This window comes from Morganella morganii, assembly GCF_019242955.1.
In the GTDB taxonomy this organism is placed as follows: Bacteria; Pseudomonadota; Gammaproteobacteria; order Enterobacterales; family Enterobacteriaceae; genus Morganella; species Morganella sibonii.
In genome coordinates this window covers 185,246-201,565 of the sequence record NZ_CP066129.1, presented here as the reverse complement: position 1 = coordinate 201,565, position 16,320 = coordinate 185,246, and the positions used below count along the sequence as shown (strand labels likewise).

The following is a 16,320-nucleotide window of genomic DNA, read 5'->3' as shown; positions in this document are numbered from 1 at the left end:
GCCTGTTGAGGAGGTCATATGCAGCCGGGAAAAATCTGGGTCGTTGATGATGACAGCGCGATCCGCTGGGTGCTTGAACGTGCACTGAACAGCGCCGGTTATAACTGTATCTGTTTTGACAGTGCTGAAAATGCCCTGGCGGCGCTGAACAGCGGGCAGCCGGACGTACTGATCTCCGATATCCGGATGCCGGGCATGGACGGATTGTCCCTGCTGGCGGCTGTCAAACAGCATAACCCCCTGCTGCCGGTGATTATCATGACCGCCCATTCCGACCTGGATGCCGCGGTGAATGCATACCAGCAGGGCGCGTTTGATTATCTGCCGAAACCCTTTGATATTGATGATGCCGTTACGCTGGTCGCCCGTGCTCTGGAACATTACCGGGAACAGCATCTGCCGGTGCGGCAGGAAGTCACTGCTGATCCGGTTTCCGGTATTATCGGGGAATCCCCGGCAATGCAGGAAGTGTACCGGGTAATAGGCCGGTTATCCCGCTCCTCCATCAGTGTGCTGATTAACGGTGAATCCGGGACCGGGAAAGAGTTGGTGGCTCACGCTCTGCACCATCACAGCCCGCGCGCGGACGCGCCGTTTATTGCGCTCAATATGGCAGCGATCCCGAAAGACCTGATTGAGTCAGAACTCTTCGGCCATGAAAAAGGGGCGTTTACCGGCGCCTTACAGGTACGTCAGGGGCGTTTTGAGCAGGCTGACGGCGGCTCGCTGTTTCTCGATGAAATCGGTGATATGCCGCTCGATATTCAGACCCGGCTGCTGCGCGTGCTGGCGGAAGGCCAGTTTTACCGCGTTGGTGGTTACGCTCCGGTGAAAGTGGATGTCCGGATTATTGCCGCGACTCACCAGGATCTGGAACGGCTGGTAACAGAAGGTAAATTCCGCGAAGATCTGTTTCACCGCCTGAATGTTATCCGCATACAGTTACCGCCGCTGCGGGAACGGCCGGGGGATATTCCGCGCCTGACACGTCATTTTCTGCAAAAAACAGCAAAAGAGCTGGGAACTGAGGCGAAAACACTGCATCCGGATACGGAAAAATTACTGATGCAGCTGCGGTGGTCCGGTAACGTCCGCCAGCTGGAAAACGTCTGCCGCTGGCTGACTGTGATGTCCGCCACTCAGGAAGTGCTGCCGCAGGATCTGCCTGCTGACCTGACAATGACCGCTGCCGGAGAACAAATCCGTTATGAAAACAGTTATGACCCGGCTGCCGGCAGCTGGGATAAACAGCTGGCACAGTGGGCGGATGCACAGTTACAGACCGGAAAAACAGATTTGCTGGCGGATGCCCTGCCGCTGTTTGAACGCACCCTGTTGCAGTGCGCACTGAATTACAGCAACGGACACAAACAGGATGCCGCCCGTCTGCTGGGCTGGGGGCGTAATACACTGACACGGAAACTGAAAGAGGCCGGGATTGATGACACCGCATCAACCCCGGAAGCAGATTAAATCACGCGGGAGAACTGACGCTGCCGCATCTGGTTACGCAGGTAAGTATCAAAACACATACAGATATTACGGATAAGCAGACGTCCGCGCGGCGTGACCACCAGAGCATCGTCGCGGATCTCAACCAGCCCGTCATCGGCCATCGGCTGTAATAATTGCAGATCTTCGGTGAAATGGGTTTTAAAATTCAGGTTGTACTGTTTTTCAATCTGCGCATAATCCAGGCGGAAATTACAGATCAGCGCCTTAATCACATCACGGCGCAGGCAATCCTCTTCCGTCAGCACCAGCCCGCGGCACAACCCGTTGCCGCGTTCTTCCACCTGTGCATACCAGGTTTTCAGGTCTTTCTGGTTCTGGGCATAGTGATCACCCAGCATGCTGATCGCAGAGACGCCAAAGCCCAGCAAATCACACTCTTCATGGGTGGTATACCCCTGGAAATTGCGGTGCAGAATACCGTTATTCTGAGCGATAGCCAGTTCATCATCCGGTTTGGCAAAGTGATCCATCCCGATAAACTGATAGCCGCTGCCGGTCAGGTTTTCAATTGTCTGCTGTAAAATCGTCAGTTTCTGCTCTGCGGATGGCAGGTCTTCATCTTTGATTTTCCGCTGGGCGGCAAACAGGTTCGGCAGATGGGCATAGTTAAAGACACTCAGGCGATCCGGTGACAGTTCCGCCACCCGTTTCAGGGTAAACGCAAAGCTTTCCGGGGTCTGTTTCGGCAGACCGTATATCAGGTCGATACTGACGGATTCAAACCCGGTTTCACGGGCACGCTCCACCAGGGCAAAAATCGTGGCTTCATCCTGCTCGCGGTTGACCAGGCGCTGTACTTCTTTATTAAAATCCTGCACACCCATACTCAGGCGGTTAAATCCTTCCGCCCGCAGATGGTCGATAACATCCAGTTCTATTTCACGCGGATCAATTTCAATGGAAAGCTCGGCATCCGCCGCAAAATCAAAATGTTTGCGCAGCATACCGGTCAGACGGCTGATCTGCGCTTTATCGAGATAGGTCGGCGTGCCGCCGCCCCAGTGCATCTGATGCACTTCGCGTCCGGCAAATAACGGGGCACGGGCGGCGATCTCTTTCTCCAGCACAGCCAGATATTCATCCGCCTTATGCTTCTGCCGGGTGACTAATTTATTACAGCCGCAGAAATAGCATAATTTATGGCAGAACGGGATATGCACATATAACGACAACGGACGCTGCGGATAGCGGTGTGCCGAGGCGATAAAATCACTGTCACTGTACTGCTGATTAAATTCCAGTGCAGTCGGATACGACGTGTATCGCGGACCGGAATAGTTATATTTCCGGATCAATGCCAGATCCCAGATGATCGCGTCAGACATGCTCTCCCCTTTGCTCACCTTTGCAGAATTAATATGTTTCCGTTCTCTGACGGTTTAGTGTGCCGCACAGTTTATCGGATCTGCCGCCCGATTAATATGATCACACCACAGACAGACAATCCGGTGCCGGTGACATAACTACAGAGCAGTCAGCATCGCCGCTAATCCGAACAGAACACCGGGCGCATTGGCGACCGCCACCGGCAGATCTTTCACTTTAATGCCGTAAATCACCCAGAGTGTACAGTTAAATGCGGCAGCCAGCGGCTGTAACGGGGATGTTTTATGCCCCGCCAGATTGTCCATTATCTGAGGAATATACGAGACATACATGCAGAATGCTGTAAAGGTTGCCACCCAGCCAAGGCAGCGGATAAAGCGGCTGTGATCATGCGGCTGACGTTGTGTATTACTCATTGGAATCTCCCGGAGAACCGTATCAGCATAACTTTGCATTATTCTTCAGAATTATTTATTATTTTCAATAATATATCTGCCCGTGCCGTCACAGAAAAAACGCACTGATATTGCAGATAACCACCTTAATGCCGGTATTTAATCCGCTATTAAGGCAGATAACACGGCAAACACGTAGGCTGAATATAAGAAAACCGGCATAACAGTCGCCTGTTACGCCGGTTTTAATGCAGTACCGCCGGTTTCAGCGGAATAACGGAAGATCAGCGCCCTTTCAGCAGTTGCATGATGTCGTCGGTTTTCTCTTCATCATCATCTTCATCAAGAGAAATACCGAGTTTTTCCATCAGCGCATCGATACGTTCAAGCATAGTATCGACGTAAGTATTTTCTTCTGCGGTCAGGGTTTCATTGTTCTCAAGGCGCTGCAGTAATGCATCGAGACGCTCGTCGTTCTCGAGTTTTACCAGCTCATCTTCCGGAGACAATCCGGCTTTGAGCGGCTCAGCCGGTTTTTTTACCGCCGGTTTGACAGAGGTTCTGCCTTCAGCAATCAGCGGAACCGGTTTTTTACTGCCGATACGCGGATCAGCAACCGCATTATCCGTACCACGGCCGGTCTTGCGGGCATCATCCTGCTGACGGGCACCGGACGGATTACCGCGGTGCTTTTTCTGCCGTTTACGTTCACGGCCTTCCGCGTTGAGCTCCTCACGGCTTTTTTTGGGTGTCCGTGACCGGGATGGTTTTTTTGAAATAGCGGCCATATACCTTACTCGCTTAAAAATTAACTGATTAATTTGTGTTAACATTTACCACGTAAATGAACAGTACAAAACTATATTCACGGCTTCCGGGTTACCCGCAGCTATGACAGTGATTCGCTGGCGGCTAGTTTACCCTGATTTCCGTCAAAACGATCTATCATTTCGCCTCCGGGTGAATAATGAACACAGCTATTATTTTAACCAAGATATAGAATTATGCACTTTTCACAACAAACGTCACACCGCCCCGTCTGGTTTTGGGTCGCAGCTTATGTCACGCTCTGGATTATTATCAGTTACAGATTCGATCCGACAGTACCGTATGATGCAGTAGAAGCCCTCAACTGGGGAAAAACCGGTGAATGGGGTGCGCCGAAAAATCCGTGGCTGGTCGGCATGCTGATGTATCCGGTCATCGCCTTCCCTGATCTGATTGCCGCCGATTTCTACTGGTATTTCATCCATTTTACCGGCATCGGTATCGGTATGGGCGGCGTGTGGTATCTGACACACCGCCTCACGCAGCGTACTGATTTTGCCTGGCTGGCACTGCTGTCACTGAATCTGTCGGGGATCATTAATTTTGATTTAATTCCTTATAATGATAACTATATCCTGGTCACCTTCTGGCCATGGGTGCTGTACTTTTTTGTCCGTGCCGTTTATGACAATCCCGCCTGGTGGATGGGTTTTGCACTGACGTCGGGGCTTGCCACCATGGGCAAATATTCCACCCTGGCGCTGGTCGGTATGGTCTTTCTCTTCACGCTGTTTGTACCGAAAGCGCGGGAAAGTTACCGCTCGCCCTGGTTTTATGCCGCTATCGCCCTCTGGTTTGCTCTGGTCATTCCGAATGTTATCTGGCTGGTTAACAATGATTTTGCCGCCTTTAAATGGGTCGATTCACAAATTAAAACCGGTTTAACCCTGAAAACCACCGGTTCACTGTTCACGGTTTTTTATCCGCTGATCATTATTGCCGTCATTATCCGTCTTAAAGGCGGCCGTTTCAGCTGGCCAAAAGAACAGGCAAAACGGCTTATCAATATTATGATTCTGGCACCGCTCGCCGTAATTTATATCTGGTTCACCTTCCATAAAGGCGGACGCATTACCGAGTGGTTACAGCCTTTTGTCCTGCTCAGCATCCCCGCGCTGATCTGCTCGGTGGTAACACCGCCGGTAAAACCGCTGAAAAACGTGATGAACGGGCTGATAGCCTTTGCGGTTATCGTTATCGCAGGCTATGCCGCAGTGATGAGTCTCAATATCCGCGATGCCGGACAGAAAAATATCGGGCTGAAAACCTTTACTGCGGAGGCGGAAACCTGGTGGGAGCAGGAAACCGGAAAACCGCTGAAATATACCGGCGGGGAATACCTGCATGAGTGGCTGACCTTTTACGGTAATCACCAGCCGGAAACTATCCAGCCGTGGATCAATGAGTTTGGCCATACCTACCGGGCAACCAATATTTATAACCTGCATGTCACCCGTGAGAATATCCGCCGGGACGGTGCCCTGCTGATCGGCAAAGCGAACCGCACCTGCGCGGATGAGCCGTTTACCGGCGCGCTGGAAGACTGGCCGGATCTGGTTATCACGAAGCGGAAACAGGTCATATATCAGTCACAGCCCGGCACAAAAGAAGAAGCCGTCTGTCTGGGAATTGTGTATCCCGCCCGCTAAAACAGAGACAAAAAAACCGCGCCGGTATCACTTCACACCGCGCGGTTTTTTCACATCTGACTGACGGCCTGAATCAGGCGTCCACAAATACCATCTTCAGAATAAACAGCAGTGATACCACCACTACACACAGGTTCAGCTCACGCCAGCGGCCGGTGCCCAGCTTCATGGCGCAGTAAGCGATAAACCCTAATGCAATCCCTTCAGTGATAGAGAAACTGAACGGCATCATCACAGCGGTCACAAACGCCGGAACCGATTCGGTCAGATCATTCCAGTTCACACGCACCAGGCTGGAGGTCATCAGCACGCCGACATAAATCAGCGCCCCGGCAGTCGCGTAAGCAGGAACCATCGCTGCCAGCGGCGAAATAAAGATTGCCGCGAGGAACAGCAGACCAACCACAATGGCGGTCAGACCGGTACGTCCGCCGACAGAAACCCCGGAAGTACTTTCAATAAATGCGGTCACGGAGGATGTCCCCATCGCAGAGCCGGCGACGGAGCTGATACTGTCCACATACAGCGCTTTTTTCATGTTCGGGAAACGGCCTTTCTCATCCGCCAGCCCGGCTTTGTCTGTCACACCGATCAGCGTACCGGAGGAGTCAAACAGGTTCACCAGCATAAACGAGAAGATAATCCCGGCGAGGGATAAATCCAGCGCGCCCATGATATCCACATGGCCGACCACAGAGGTAATTCCCGGCGGCACATCAAATATGCCCTTATAGGTGACATCGCCGAGGAAAAGCCCGATGGAGGTGGTCACCACGATTGACACCAGTACAGCCGCGTGGATATTACGGGCAGCCAGAATGGCGATAATAAAGAAGCCCAGTGCGCCCAGCACCACACCGTGATCGGTAAACTTACCGATAGTCACCAGCGTATCCGCGTTCGGCACAATAATACCGGCGTTTTTCAGCCCCATCATGGCGATAAACAGCCCGATACCGCTGGTGATCCCCACCCGCAGACCCAGCGGGATATGCGCAATCAGCCAGTAACGGATGCGCAGCAGGGTCAGGATAAACAGCCCGACCGCCCCCCAGAAAATCGCGCCCATCGCCACTTCCCAGGAGTAGTGCATTGCACCCACCACCACAAAGGCGAAAAAGGCATTCAGCCCCATCGCCGGCGCAACCGCCACCGGCAGGTTAGCAAATAACCCCATCCCGATACTGCCGATGGCCGCAATCAGACAGGTGGTGACAAACACCGCTTTGATATCCATCCCGGCGAACGAGAGGATTTGCGGGTTTACAAAGATGATATACACCATGGTGAGGAACGTGGTCAGCCCGGCAATAATTTCTGTGCGGACAGTTGTGCCGTGTTCCTGTAATTTAAACACGCGCTGGAGCAGGCCCTGATGAGGATCAGTGCCGGAAGTCGGAGTAGTCATGAATAAGGAGTCCCGGAAATTTGTTTTTTTCGGCTTATCCTACCGCATCATTTTCAAAAAGAAAACGTTTGCGTTTCATTGCGGGAAAATCCCGGCCATTAACTGTACCGGGATTGTCACTGATCAAACTTATGATGTACAGGCAGCCGGTTTCTCTGACAACTGTACCGGTTTCTCCCTGCCGCGGCCAAACAGACGGGCGAGCCATGACTGACGGGGCTGCAGCTGTAATGAATAACGGCGCATCAGGGCATTTGCGCCCAGTTCCAGCCCGGAGCACATCACAAAATAGATAAAGGCGACAAACAGGAAAATCTCTGTCGGATACACCATACTGCGGTTATTGACCTGAGTCGCAAGAAACGACAGTTCCCCCACACCGACAATATAGGCCAGCGAGGTGTCTTTAATCAGCGCAATCCACTGATTAATAAAGGACGGGATCATCATCCGCAGTGCCTGCGGTAACACAATATGCCACAGCACTTCCCACCGGCTGAAGCCGAGAGACATACCCGCCTGCCACTGTCCTTTGCCGATCGCCAGAATCCCCGCTTTCACGCCGTGGGCGATATAGGCCGAGGTGACCAGCGCCAGCGCACAGACCACCGTGGTGATTTCCGGCACATCCACACCGAACGCGATAGGCAGCAGGAAATAAACCCAAAATATCAGCATAATGATGGGAATAGCGCGGAAAAAACCGAGAAATGCGGCAAACAGGTTCACCCACCAGCCGCGCAGCATCGCCAGCATCACCCCGCCGATAGTCCCCAGCACCACGGAAATGGCCCCGGCAATCAGGCTGATCACCAGCGTCAGTGCCGCACCTTCCAGCGGTCCGTCAGGAAAAGTGCCGAACAGCAGATATTCCCAGTTATCACGAATTACAGAAAAATCCATCTTAATACCCCCGTGCCAGTGCCCGCTGTGTCCGCCACTGTCCGAATGCTTCCATCACAGCGATAATGGCGATATAGAGGATCGTCGCGACACCGAAAGCTTCAAAAGTTTGTAAGGACTGACTTTCTACCTGACGCGAGGCGTAAGAGAGCTCAGCCACGCCGATCGCCATGGTCAGGGACGAATTTTTCACCACATTCATATATTGGCCGAGCAGCGGCGGCATGGCGATTCTGACCGCCTGCGGCAGCACCACATACCGCATGGACTGCCACGGTGTCAGCCCGAGCGCCAGTGCCGCTGATTTCTGCTGACGCCCGGTACCGGCAATGCCCGCCCGCAGTTCTTCCGCAATAAACGGTGCGGAGTAGAGCGTCAGCCCGAACCATCCGGCGATAAATTCAAATGACGGCCAGGCGAGTGTCAGCCCGGCCAGTTCAATCTCATGCGGCGTATTCAGCCAGATTTTCAGCGCCTGCGGCAGAATTTCCCCCGAGGCGAAATACCAGAAAAACAGCTGTACCAGCAGCGGCGTGTTACGGAATACACTGGTGTAAGCACTGACTAACCAGCGGGTCGGTGCAAACCGGCTGTCCCGTCCTGCCACCAGCAGAAAACCGAGCAGCGTGGCCGCAAGGATTGTCCAGAATGCGATTAGCAGGGTGATAACAAACCCCTGCCCCAGCCATTCCAGATATTCCGGCGCAAGTAAGTGTGTACTTATAAATTGCTCAAACATCCGCTAATCCCGTCTGTTACCGCAGAAATGCAGGAAGCCTCACCGGAGTGAGGCCTGAATCAGATAATACAATCACATTACTTCGGCTGGTCAGCCAGCGGTGCAAACTTAAATTCACCGCGTGGTTGTTCCGCTTTGGTACCCGGACCAAACCACTGGTTATAAATCTGCTGTGATTTGCCGTCGCTTTCGAGTTTCAGCAGGGTTTTATTCACAGCCTCAACCAGACGGGTTTCCCCTTTTGGTGCTGCCAGTGCCTGGTATTCACGGGTCAGGCTGAACGGTGAGAGTTCAAATTCCGCTTTTACTGACTCCGGCAGATTGCCCAGTAACCCGACCAGCTTGGCATCATCCTGGGTAATGGCATCGACGTTACCATTGCGCAGCGCCGCAAAAGCCAGCGGGGTGTCATCATAAGAAATCACTTTGGTGCCCGGATATTTCTCGCGCAGCGTTACTTCCTGAACGGTGCCTTTATCCGCACCGATGCGCAGTTTGGCCACATCTTCCGGCGTTTTCAGCACACCTTTGCGGGCGATAAATTTCTGTCCGGTCTGAAAATCAGGAATGGAGAAATCCACCTGTTTGGCGCGCTCATCCGTAATCGTGAAGTTCGCCCCGATTAAATCCACTTTGCCGGAAACCAGCAGCGGAATACGGTTTGCCGGGTTGGTCGGGCGCAGCTCCAGTTTAACACCCAGGTCATCCGCGACAGCCTGCGCAATATCCACATCATAACCGGCCAGTTTTTTGGTCTGCGGATCGATAAATCCGAACGGCGGGTTGCTGTCAAAAACCGAAATACGGATCACACCGGCTTTCTGAATATCATCAAGCTTATCCGCCTGTGCGGTACCACTTACTAACGCTAAACCGGCAAGCAGAGCCGGAACAAATAATGTCGGTTTCATACACACCCCTGGAATCAGTCACGGAAAACGTCAATTTGTGTAAATCACACTCTCACGCTATCAACTCCTGCTTAGTTCCTGAAATACTAAGAAAGAATAATTCCATAACTTATTGTTCTAAGATGAACATAAGAACAGGTGCTGCTTTTGCAATAACAAGCCATTATCTTTAATTCATCTATTTTTATCAAAAAAACTAATTACATTATTTATGATTATTCACTGAAATAAAATAACACCTTATTTTCCCGGCGGAAATATTCCCGAATCACGATAAGAAACACTTAACAAGCTGTGCAGTCGTTAATTAAAATTAATGACACAGGAAAATTATTCATGAATAACCATTTAAAAAACAACTATATTTTGTAATTTTCACATTTAAACACAAGACACTATCAAAATAAAAAATGAATACTACATTTCATGAAAATGACAAACTATGAAAATAAAAATTTATAAAATTTGATAATAATCACATATCTGTAAAATACAAAATTAAGCACTGGTAAATATACCTGGTGATTCTAGATTTAAAGAGACTAATCCACATAGTCTCTTTAAATGAAAAACCGCAAAAATAGACGCTTATTTTTGTCAGTCTGGTATCTTATTTTTACCGGAGTTAACCATGTTAAAGAAAACGCTTATTACAGCAGTAGTTTCTGCCGCTCTTTTTTCAGGCTCCGCGTCTGCAATAACAGCAGCAGGCGGTATTATTAACATCACAGGTGCTATCAGTGATACTACATGTACTATTAACGGAGGCAACAGCGCCGACTTCGCCGTATTATTAGATCCGATTACCGTAACGGATGCCGGAGTGACGGCAAATACCGTCATTACCAAAAATCAGAAAGCATTTACCATGACGTTCTCTGATTGTGCACCCGCGTCAGTCCCGCCCGGAAGTAACCTGAAAATACATTTCGCATCCCCCAATAATATATCGTCAACCGGGAATTACCTGATTAACGATACTGTTAATGAAGGGGACCCGGCTGTCGCGAAAAATGTCGGGTTCAGTTTATCGTCAACAACCGCACCGTCAGTGGCACTCTCACTGAATGCGGCGTATGACACCGGAGTGAAGGGCGATAAAACGGCACCGGCATCGGATCAGGTGACATTAATTGCCAGTTATTACAAAACCAATACATCTCCTGCAAAAGTCGGGCCTGTACATTCCAACGTGATTTATACAGTCTCTTATTTATAACCATTGTCAGACAGTCAGGCTTGTCAAAAAGCCTGACTGTTTACGGGTGAATATAATGAAACGCCGATTCTTTTTCCTGATAATGCTTATTTTGTCCGGTAATGCCGCTGCAAATATCGTGATTAACGGTACGCGGCTTATTTACCATGAAGAAAATGACAGCATTACTGTTCAGCTGAATAACAACAGTCAGACATCATCATTAGCCCAGAGCTGGACTGATGACGGTGATATTAATGCAACACCGGAAAACAGCAATTCCCCGTTTTATGTTTATCCGCCGATTGTCAAAATAGACGGAATGCAGGGACAGCAGCTTAAAATAAAGAAAAATAATGAAAAACTGCCGGATGACCGGGAAAGTGTCTTTTATCTCAGTGTGCTGGATATTCCGGCCACACCCGCCAATGCCAAAGGAAAAAGTGTGCTGCAGGTAGCCCTGCGGTCACGGATAAAGCTGTTTTACCGCCCTGCCGGGCTGACCGCAAACCCGGAAACCGTCATTGATAATATTCAGTGGCAGCTTAAAGGTGATCATTTATCCGTCACCAATAACTCCCCGTACCATTTTACTATTGCGGCAATCAATGCCAATGACAGCAGCCGCACATGGCTGGCGGCATCCGAAATGATCCCGCCCTTTTCTGAAAAACAATTGCCTCTGAAAAATACACTCCCGGCCCGTAATGCCTCAGTAACCTATGTGGATGATTACGGTGTGTATAAGCCGAAGAATATTACTTTCTGACGGACGATAATAACGTGAAAACACAACATTGCCTGCCGATTCTTATTATTGCCGGATTATGGAGTTATCCCCGCGAAGGCGTTACGGAAGAATTCGATACCACCCTGCTGGCCGGAGAGTCCGCCAAAGGGGATATTTCACGTTTATATCAGGAAAATACACTGCCGTCCGGCAAACAGCTGATGGATGTTTATGTCAATAATACCTGGAAAGGCCAGTTCACCGTTGAGGTGGGAGAACACAATAATACCCTGAATTTTCAGCCGGAAGATATTAATAAGCTCGGGCTGAACCTTTCTGATGATGCAAAAAAATTATCCGCAGAGAAACAGCCGGTTCCGGCAGATACTCTGACATCCGGGCTGACTTACCACCTGAATAAAAGTACATTACGGTTAGATCTGTCCGTTCCGCAAATCGGGGTAAAAACAGCCGATGCCGGTTATATCGATCCGGAATTATGGGATCACGGACAACCCGCCTTTATTCTCGGCTATAACGCCAATTACTATAACGCCAGACAAAAAAAGAATAACAAACAAAACAACGACAGCTTTTTTGCCACGGTAAATACCGGGCTGAACCTCGGTGTCTGGCAATTTCGTGATGAATCCGTTTACTCCGCTTATTCCGGCGGACATAAGGGCTGGAAAAATAACAGCCGTTACCTTTATCGTCCGCTCAGCCGTATTTTATCTGCGCTGACGCTGGGGGATTTTTATCCCCCCCCTTCTCTGTTCGGCAGCTTTAAATTCAGAGGGGTATCACTGGCCACGGATATGAATATGCTGCCGCCGTCCGGCCAGGGATTCGCGCCGATCATCCGGGGTGTTGCCCGGACTAATGCTCTCGTCAGTATTTACCAGAACGGTAATCTTATTTTTCAGGAAAATGTGCCGCCGGGTGAGTTTATGTTCCGTGATATTCAGCCGACCGGCGGCAGCGGTGATTTTTCTGTCGTGATTCAGGAAGCAGACGGCCGGAAAGAATCATTTACCGTCCCCTTCTCCGCGGTACCCGATATGCTGAAAGAGGGGATTTATAATTACAGTCTGACCGCCGGTCAGGCGCGGCTGGATAATACACATTACCGCCCGGAGTTTATTCAGGGAGAATTCCGTTACGGGCTGAATAATACCGTAACGCTCTACACCGGCGGGATTGCCGGAAAAGATTACCGTTCCGTTCTGGCGGGCAGTGCCTGGAACCTGCCGTTCGGCGCGCTTTCCGTGGATGTCACTCAGGCAAATGCGGACTTTAAAACCGGCCGGAAAAGCGGCCAGAGCTACCGTATCGCATACAGTAAGTTTGTCAGCACCACATCCACAAACCTGACGCTGGCGACATACCGCTACTCCACCGGGAATTTTTACAGTTTCACGGATGCTGTCTATCAGCAGGATAATTACCGGGCCTGGGATGCTTACCGCGATGCACAGGAAAATACTCCGGATAACACGCCGCGGCAGATACCGGATCTGATGACACTGGATGCCATGCGTGGTGCACGGGCTAAAAATACGTTCACCGTGAATTTAAATCAGTATCTGGGGGAAAACCGGGGGGTCATTTATATCTCCGGTACCCACCGGGATTACTGGAATTCCGGTGGCAGCAACCGCGAATATCAGCTCGGATATTCAAACAGTTATAACGATATCAGCTATACCGTGTCCGCATCACGGACACGTAATTTCGATGATAAAAATGAAACCCGGTTTTACCTGAATGTCAGCGTGCCGGTTTCTGTTTTCGGCAAAAGTGCATCACTCAGCAGCGGTATTTACGCCACCGATTCCCGTTATCAGCAAACAACAGTCAGCCTGAGCGGTACTGCCGGTAAAGATGACCTGGTCAACTACACGCTGACCGGCTCAAATCAGAACGGCGGCAACAACATGGCGGGCGCGAACCTCAATTACCGCAACCCGTACAGCACGTTGTCCGGCTCATTCAGTGAGGGCAGTGATTACCGTCAGGCGGGAGCCGGGGCGAAAGGCACTATCGTCGCGATCCCGGGCCATATTGCCATGTCCGGTGACACCGGCAATACCTATACCATTATTGATGCCCCGCAGGCCGGTAACCGGATGGTGAATTCGGATAAAGCGTCACTGACAAACAGTGATGGTGTGGTGCTGATGACACAATCCGTCCCTTACCGCACTAATTCATACACGCTGTCAGACACAGAAAAAAGCTCCGGTGCCGAAGTGACCGGTAATATCGGCCAGATCAGCCCGTATAAAGGCGCGGTCAGTTATATCCGCATGGAAACCGATCCGCGGCAGACCTTCATTCTGCGGGCGGCACGGGAAAACGGCGGCACACTGCCGTTCGGTACAGAGGTAACTGACGCGCAGCATCAGTCACTGGGGTATGTCGGACAGTCCGGGCTGCTCTATCTGAAAAGCGGGCAGTTGCCGTCCTCGCTGCTCATAAAACTGACGGCGGACGGGAAACAGCAGTGTGTTATCCGCAATCCGGTGGTGACGCCGGATAAAAACCACAATATCTGCCGGTAAAAGGAAACAATGATGAAAACCTCCGCCGCTGTATTACTTTTATTCCTGACAGTGATAAGCAGCAGGGCGGCTTATGCCACCTGTTCGGTAACATCCACCCAGACAGCACCGGCCGTAATGCTGGATATTTCCACTGATCTGACAGGCGCCACCACACCGGTATCGAAAGTATCTCAGACCAACTTCAGCGGCCAGTTTACCTGTACGACAGCAGTGGTGCTGTTTCCGAATACCATCGGAATCGACTCCCCTTTTAATGGCCGGACAGCGACAATCGGATTTAATAACGGTGCACAACTCGTCAATATCACCCTGACGGCTCAGACAAAAAAGAGTGTTTCCGGCCTGGCGGCAGGTACTCACAACGGGACAGAACTCAATACCGGTTTCACATTGCGTTTTGATCTCGTCACTACACCAACCGGTAACTACACTAAAGTCCCGGGTGACACAGTGACGATTACACCCGTCATTTTTGCCTCTGATGCCACCACGCTGGGGCTGGTCGGCTGGCTGGCCGCGCTTGTCAGTAAGATTCTGCAGTTTTTACTGACACTGCAATGGCCGGCTGACCCGAATGATATGTTTTTGCAGCCGGTGCAGATTACCTACAATCCGCCGGTGACCACCTGTACTTTTACCAACGCCGGGCTGACCGTCAATCTGCCGCTGATGAGTATCAATGCCGTTAAAACCACGGATAAAGCCGGATATACCCCGTTCCGCCTGAATTTTACCTGTGGCGGCCTCCTCCCGGGTAACACCGCGTCCCGGGATATTGCCATGTTCCTGTCGTCGTCAAATTTACAGCCGTCCGATAAAACCGTGCTGACCAATACCGTTTCCGGCGGTGCGGGCGGTGTCGGCTTCCGGGTGGTAAAAGCCAATAACCTCAGCAGCCCGGTACAATTTTCTGACAGTGCCAATGCTCAGGGCAGCGCCACCAGTATTTTCACTGCCGCCAAAGGCAGTGCGGTTTCACCGGCTTTCTCTGTCGATCTCGGTGCATATTACTATCCCTACAGTCCGGGTACGGTGACACAGGGAAAAATGAGCAGTTCCGCGACCCTGGTCTTCTCCTACAACTGAACCGCCGGAGGACACTATGCGGACAGCTGTTTTTATTATCATGCTTATGTGTATTCCGGCGGGATATGCGGGAGTGATGATTAATACAACCCGGGTCATTTTTCCGGGAAATCAGGATAATACTGTGATCCAACTGACCAACAGCGGAGAAATACCATCACTGGTACAGAGCTGGGCAGATGAGGGGGATATCAATTCCTCACCGGAAACGACCGGCGCGCCGTTTATGGTGGTGCCGCCGGTGACGCGGATCGCCGGAGGTGGCGGGCAGCAGCTGAAAATCCGGATTACGGAGAACAGCCTGCCCCATGACCGGGAATCTGTTTTTTATCTCAATGTAGTGGATATTCCGGCGAAAACCGCCGCCACCGGCAATACTCTGCAATTTGCCCTGCGGACGCGGATAAAGCTGTTTTACCGGCCGGATGACCTGCCGCTGCCGCCGGAGGACGTCCCTGAACAAATTTCTGTTTCTCTGTCAGGAGAGACGCTGATTCTGAAAAATCCGTCACCTTACTATTTCACATTATCCGCACTCGTTTCCGGCGGAGATAATACACCGTCACATATCAGCACCGTGATGCTGGCCCCTTACTCAGAGAACCGAGTGGCATATGCAGGGCATTTATCTGCGGGAGAGTCTGTCACACTGATCAGTATTAATGATAAAGGGCACAATACGCGGACAGAGAAAACGCTGAATTGAAAATGCCGGTCAGGTGATGACCGGCATTTGCCTTACGGATTGAGTGTATTCCCGCACCGGCCGCAGAAACGGCTGTCCGGCGGATAGCCGGTGCCGCACTTCTGACAATATCCGCTGATATTCTGCGGTGCTTCCCTGCTGATCTGCTCCGGGTAACCATTATTGTCACGGCCATGCTTGTTGTAACCGGTATTACCGTGTTTGCTGCCATGACCACCGCCGCCGCGGTTTCCGTGACCGGAACCGGAGCCGCCATTAAAAAACCGGTTGAATAAACTCATCATATACACCTCCGGAAACACTGTTTTGTCTGTTTTAAAAAGTATAAACCCCGGAGTTAACTCCAGGGTCAAATCAAA

General features: G+C 51.0%; 15 protein-coding genes. 7 read left to right on the top strand and 8 right to left on the bottom strand.

The features are described 5' to 3' along the window. Window positions 1-18: 18 nt before the first annotated feature. Entirely contained in the window at window positions 19-1,473 is a 1,455-nt protein-coding gene (gene glnG / locus JC793_RS00875) for a nitrogen regulation protein NR(I) (protein WP_218427183.1), read from the top strand. Here glnG and hemN read toward each other — a convergent pair. The 3 genes from hemN to yihI form a co-directional block, all read right to left on the bottom strand. Beyond that, on the bottom strand, window positions 1,470-2,840 hold the full coding sequence (gene hemN, locus JC793_RS00870; protein WP_166706831.1) for an oxygen-independent coproporphyrinogen III oxidase: 1,371 nt from the start codon (window positions 2,838-2,840) through the stop codon (window positions 1,470-1,472). The genes glnG and hemN overlap by 4 nt on opposite strands. Window positions 2,841-2,978: 138 nt before the next feature. Then, on the bottom strand, window positions 2,979-3,257 hold the full coding sequence (locus JC793_RS00865) for a SemiSWEET family transporter (protein WP_046895005.1): 279 nt from the start codon (window positions 3,255-3,257) through the stop codon (window positions 2,979-2,981). A 263-nt stretch (window positions 3,258-3,520) separates the two neighbouring features. Further along, a complete protein-coding gene (yihI, locus tag JC793_RS00860) occupies window positions 3,521-4,024 on the bottom strand; it encodes a Der GTPase-activating protein YihI (protein ID WP_166706830.1) in 504 nt (167 codons plus the stop codon). A gap of 216 nt (window positions 4,025-4,240) precedes the next feature. Between yihI and JC793_RS00855 the strand changes: the two genes are divergently transcribed. Beyond that, window positions 4,241-5,713 carry a glycosyltransferase family 39 protein gene (locus JC793_RS00855; protein WP_218427181.1) on the top strand — a complete coding sequence of 491 codons (1,473 nt, stop codon included), beginning with the start codon at window positions 4,241-4,243 and terminating at the stop codon, window positions 5,711-5,713. A gap of 73 nt (window positions 5,714-5,786) precedes the next feature. Here the strand turns inward: JC793_RS00855 and JC793_RS00850 are convergent, their stop codons facing one another. From JC793_RS00850 to JC793_RS00835, 4 genes are all read right to left on the bottom strand, one after another. Then, window positions 5,787-7,121, bottom strand: coding sequence for an NCS2 family permease (locus JC793_RS00850; RefSeq protein WP_046895008.1), 1,335 nt, complete (start codon window positions 7,119-7,121; stop codon window positions 5,787-5,789). 129 nt (window positions 7,122-7,250) lie between these two features. Next, window positions 7,251-8,024, bottom strand: a complete 774-nt coding sequence (locus JC793_RS00845; RefSeq protein WP_218427180.1) for an amino acid ABC transporter permease — start codon at window positions 8,022-8,024, stop codon at window positions 7,251-7,253. Between the two features lies 1 nt (window position 8,025). Beyond that, window positions 8,026-8,763 carry an amino acid ABC transporter permease gene (locus tag JC793_RS00840; RefSeq protein ID WP_218427178.1) on the bottom strand — a complete coding sequence of 246 codons (738 nt, stop codon included), beginning with the start codon at window positions 8,761-8,763 and terminating at the stop codon, window positions 8,026-8,028. A gap of 77 nt (window positions 8,764-8,840) precedes the next feature. Then, window positions 8,841-9,674 (bottom strand): ABC transporter substrate-binding protein, encoded by an 834-nt coding sequence (locus JC793_RS00835; protein WP_046895011.1) that lies wholly within the window; start codon window positions 9,672-9,674, stop codon window positions 8,841-8,843. 631 nt (window positions 9,675-10,305) lie between these two features. On the opposite strand from JC793_RS00835, the gene JC793_RS00830 reads away from it, so the two are divergent. The 5 genes from JC793_RS00830 to JC793_RS00810 all read left to right on the top strand — a co-directional run bounded on the left by JC793_RS00830 (window position 10,306) and on the right by JC793_RS00810 (window position 15,961). After that, window positions 10,306-10,893, top strand: a complete 588-nt coding sequence (locus JC793_RS00830; RefSeq protein ID WP_046895012.1) for a fimbrial protein — start codon at window positions 10,306-10,308, stop codon at window positions 10,891-10,893. Window positions 10,894-10,948: 55 nt separating this feature from the next. After that, window positions 10,949-11,641 carry a fimbrial biogenesis chaperone gene (locus JC793_RS00825; protein ID WP_218427176.1) on the top strand — a complete coding sequence of 231 codons (693 nt, stop codon included), beginning with the start codon at window positions 10,949-10,951 and terminating at the stop codon, window positions 11,639-11,641. 14 nt (window positions 11,642-11,655) lie between these two features. Further along, a complete protein-coding gene (locus JC793_RS00820; RefSeq protein ID WP_218427175.1) occupies window positions 11,656-14,166 on the top strand; it encodes a fimbria/pilus outer membrane usher protein in 2,511 nt (836 codons plus the stop codon). A 9-nt stretch (window positions 14,167-14,175) separates the two neighbouring features. After that, entirely contained in the window at window positions 14,176-15,255 is a 1,080-nt protein-coding gene (locus JC793_RS00815) for a fimbrial protein (protein WP_218427173.1), read from the top strand. Window positions 15,256-15,379: 124 nt separating this feature from the next. Next, a complete protein-coding gene (locus JC793_RS00810; RefSeq protein WP_247717297.1) occupies window positions 15,380-15,961 on the top strand; it encodes a fimbrial biogenesis chaperone in 582 nt (193 codons plus the stop codon). A gap of 32 nt (window positions 15,962-15,993) precedes the next feature. Here JC793_RS00810 and JC793_RS00805 read toward each other — a convergent pair whose 3' ends face one another. Beyond that, the gene (locus JC793_RS00805; RefSeq protein WP_247717296.1) at window positions 15,994-16,245 is read right to left on the bottom strand and encodes a zinc-ribbon domain-containing protein; all 252 of its coding nucleotides are present in this window, start codon (window positions 16,243-16,245) and stop codon (window positions 15,994-15,996) included. Between the last annotated feature and the right edge of the window lie 75 nt (window positions 16,246-16,320).